Origin of the sequence: Mesorhizobium sp. M7A.F.Ca.MR.362.00.0.0 (genome assembly GCF_004023175.1) — a bacterium.
Lineage (GTDB): Bacteria > Pseudomonadota > Alphaproteobacteria > Rhizobiales > Rhizobiaceae > Mesorhizobium.
Genome location: NZ_RZTF01000548.1, coordinates 1 through 3,275, shown reverse-complemented (window position 1 = coordinate 3,275; position 3,275 = coordinate 1). Strand labels below are relative to the sequence as shown.

At 59.1% G+C, this 3,275-nt stretch carries 4 protein-coding genes and 1 pseudogene; all 5 read left to right on the top strand.

Features of this window, described 5'->3' with window-relative positions; all coding sequences use genetic code 11:
- Window positions 1-247: pseudogene (locus EOC06_RS45250) on the top strand (M42 family metallopeptidase); the annotation flags it as partial.
- 98 nt (window positions 248-345) lie between these two features.
- Window positions 346-1,314: a manganese catalase family protein gene (locus tag EOC06_RS34890; protein ID WP_127332300.1), complete on the top strand. Its 969-nt coding sequence runs from the start codon at window positions 346-348 to the stop codon at window positions 1,312-1,314.
- Between the two features lie 135 nt (window positions 1,315-1,449).
- Window positions 1,450-1,773, top strand: coding sequence for a chemotaxis protein CheB (locus EOC06_RS44330; RefSeq protein WP_245470335.1), 324 nt, complete (start codon window positions 1,450-1,452; stop codon window positions 1,771-1,773).
- Window positions 1,774-1,780: 7 nt separating this feature from the next.
- On the top strand, window positions 1,781-2,500 hold the full coding sequence (locus EOC06_RS34885) for a chemotaxis protein CheB (protein WP_245470334.1): 720 nt from the start codon (window positions 1,781-1,783) through the stop codon (window positions 2,498-2,500).
- A 401-nt stretch (window positions 2,501-2,901) separates the two neighbouring features.
- Window positions 2,902-3,066, top strand: coding sequence for a hypothetical protein (locus EOC06_RS34880; RefSeq protein WP_245466509.1), 165 nt, complete (start codon window positions 2,902-2,904; stop codon window positions 3,064-3,066).
- Window positions 3,067-3,275 lie beyond the last annotated feature (209 nt).

Here is a 3,275-nt window from a genome sequence, read left to right as displayed (position 1 = left end):
TCTCAAAGGAGCCGCGGATCGTAGGGGTCTTCCGTATCAGTTGCAGGCCTACGGAGACAAAAGCCCGACCGATGCCCGCCTCCTGCAAACTAGCCGGGGAGGTGCCGCCATGGGACTCTTGTCCGTGCCTCTACGCTACATGCATACCCCATCCGAGGTTTTGTGTCTCGCCGACATCGAAGCGACGATCGAACTAGTGTGCGCGTTTTGCCGCGATGTGCGTCCCGACACGGATTTCACCCCATAGCGCGCCATGGCCTCGCGGATCCACTGCGTCACTCGATGCAATATGGAACAATCCTCGCAGGCGGATGTTGGGCAAGCCAACCCCCTGGAGGACTGCCGATGTTCATGCACAACAAGCGCCTGCAATACACCGTCCGCGTTTCGGAGCCTAATCCCCGCCTGGCCTGCATGATCATGGAACAATTCGGTGGCGCCGATGGTGAGCTTGCGGCGGCGATGCGCTATTTCACGCAAGGCCTTGGCGAGGATGATCTTGGCCGTCGCGACATGTTGCTCGACATAGCCACTGAAGAACTCAGCCACCTTGAGGTGGTGGGATCGATCGTCACCATGCTGAACAAGGGCCTCAAGGCACAACTTGCCGAAGGCCAGATGAAAGAAGCGGACCTTTATCTGATGATCGGCGCCAGCGGTACCACAGCCAAGGAATCGATCCTGTTCGGCGGTGCTCCCGCGCTGTGCGACTCAGCCGGCGTTCCCTGGACCGCGGCCTACGTCGACTCACGCGGTGAACCTACCGTGGATTTGCGGTCGAATATCGCCGCTGAAGCGCGCGCCAAGATCGTTTACGAACGCCTCATCAACATCACCGATGATCCGGGCATCAAGGACGCGCTCGGCTTCCTGATGACACGCGAGATCGCTCACCAAAAATCGTTTGAGAAAGCACTCTACGCCATCGAAAACAATTTCCCGTCAGGCAAGCTCCCAGGCATCGAGAAGTACGCCAGCATGTACGTCAACACCTCTCAAGGTGACGGCGACACCAATGGTCCATGGAATTCCGGCGAAGAGTGGGATCGGATCGATGACCTTGAAGAGGTGATGCCCGTCGACGGCGGAGACGGCTTGGCAACCGTCAAGATGGGCGCCAGAGACATGAAGGTGGTGGCCAAGATGGCCGACCGTACTCTTTCTGATCCGGCCTCCGATCCGGTCACAGGCGCTGATTTAGGTGCGGGCCCGGGAGCTGGCCGAACCAAGAACGCGGATTTTGGCGGCTCGGCAAGCATTCAGGAGGCCCCCGCCGTGGCAGAGGCTGCTGTCAAACGCGCACGTAAGCGTTAGTTTAGAGCTGACATCATTGCGGGGCAACTATGTTCGGCGATGATCAAGAAGCTAAGGACGAAAGCAGGGGCATCCGAGTGGCAGCAGCGGACTGGCCGGAGTGCTCGCTATTGGTGAAAAGTGGGTGAAGCACAAATGGCCACCGCCGCACCACGATCCGAGTCGGAGCATGCGGGACAGTCGGAGAAGGTCCGTGCCTACGGTTGCGAGAACCGTTGCATTGTCGCAATCGGAGCCTCGGCGGGGGGGCTCGACGCGCTGAAGAGACTTGTCCGGGATATTTCGCCGGACATTCCGGCGGCCCTCCTCATCGTACAGCACGTCGGCCTCACGAGTTACCTCGGCGACATTCTCGGTCGCGCTGCAAGCGTGCCCGTAGCGAATGCCGCCAGCGGCACGAAGGTTAAAAACGGGCACATCTTCGTTGCACCGCCCGGAGCTCACCTGCTTTTTACATGATGATCACATGCTGCTGCGGCGCGGGCCGCGGGAGAATTTGGCGCGCCCTGCCATCGATCCCCTTTTTCGATCAGCGGCCTGCAGCTTTGGCGGCAGCGTGATTGGTGTCGTGCTCACGGGCAGCCTCTCCGACGGGACCGCCGGCTTGCGCGCCATCAAGACTTGCGGAGGGGTCAGCGTGGTCCAAGATCCCGACGATGCTGCAGTACCCGATATGCCGCTGAGCGCCTTGCAGAATGTGGAAGTCGACCATTGCGTCGCCCTGTCCGAAATGGCTGGCCTGTTGCGCAGGCTTGCTTCCGAACTCGCAGGGCCGACACCAGAAATCCCGCCTGTCATCCGCCTTGAGGCTGCGATCGCTGCTCAGGAGCACAGCACAATGGAACAGACAGAACGCCAGCTTGGCACCCCCTCGACATTTGTCTGCCCCGAATGTCACGGACCGCTTTGGGAGATCGAAGACGGGCCGATTACCCGTTACCGTTGTCACACCGGACATGCGTTCGGAGCGGACGTTTTGATGCAGGCCCAGGCGGACGATGCGGAACAGGCCCTTTGGAGTCTTCTAAGAGCGCACCAGCAGCGGGCCGAGTTGGCGAAACGGACGGCGAAACGCGAAGCCGCTCGGGAAAGACATAGCTTGGCCAGCCAAATGGCTACGCGGGCCGCGGAACACGAAGCCGACGCGAAACTTGTTGAAGAATTTATCCATCGTCGAAGGCCGTGACAAAACACACGCCCCGACAACCATGAGCTCATCTCGGTCCGGGCTCACGGTACCGGCTTGGCGGCGTCACTTGCCGGAGACCATGATCCCCCACAGAGACAGCAAGGGTGGTCAACATGAGTCATTCTTCAAATATCCTTCAATGCCGGCGGCAACAACGATATTACGTCACATTAGCGTCACGGACGTCGCGAGGGCGTTCAACAGAAATTGCGAACCATCTCCACCCGCTCCAAAACGCCACTTCAGCAGAAATGTCTGGGAATTACCAAGCCTCGGCTATCCGGAACAAGATACCCGACAGCAGCTTTGGCCAATCGAGCTAACGCTCGTGTCGCGGGTTCACCAATTGAAGTATGGCGCCGCGAACGAATGCGGCCTCGGCCGCCAGGAGAAACTCGATGTTTGCAGATGAGATTGCTGCAAGACGCCTGAAAATGCTGGTCGAGCAATATGTCGAAACCAGAAAAAGGCAACATGACGTCATTTCTACCTCGACGGCAGAAGCCGCCATTCGGGAGGTACTCCCGAACTGCCGATTTCCGGAAGAGCCTTTGATGACATGATAGCAGCCAGCGCCACCGCATATGGTCTCGGCGTGCGGTTTGACAGATCGATCACAACGGAGAGTCCTGGCTGAGTAAGCCATTTAGGAGTCACGCGGCCCGCGTGGATATCCATGCTTGGTGCGTTTCCGACGCATTCATGCCGCATTTGAAAGTCGGGGCTATGCGAGCGACCTTGCCGACGTAGCGGGCTCTTGAAGAGGCAGGCA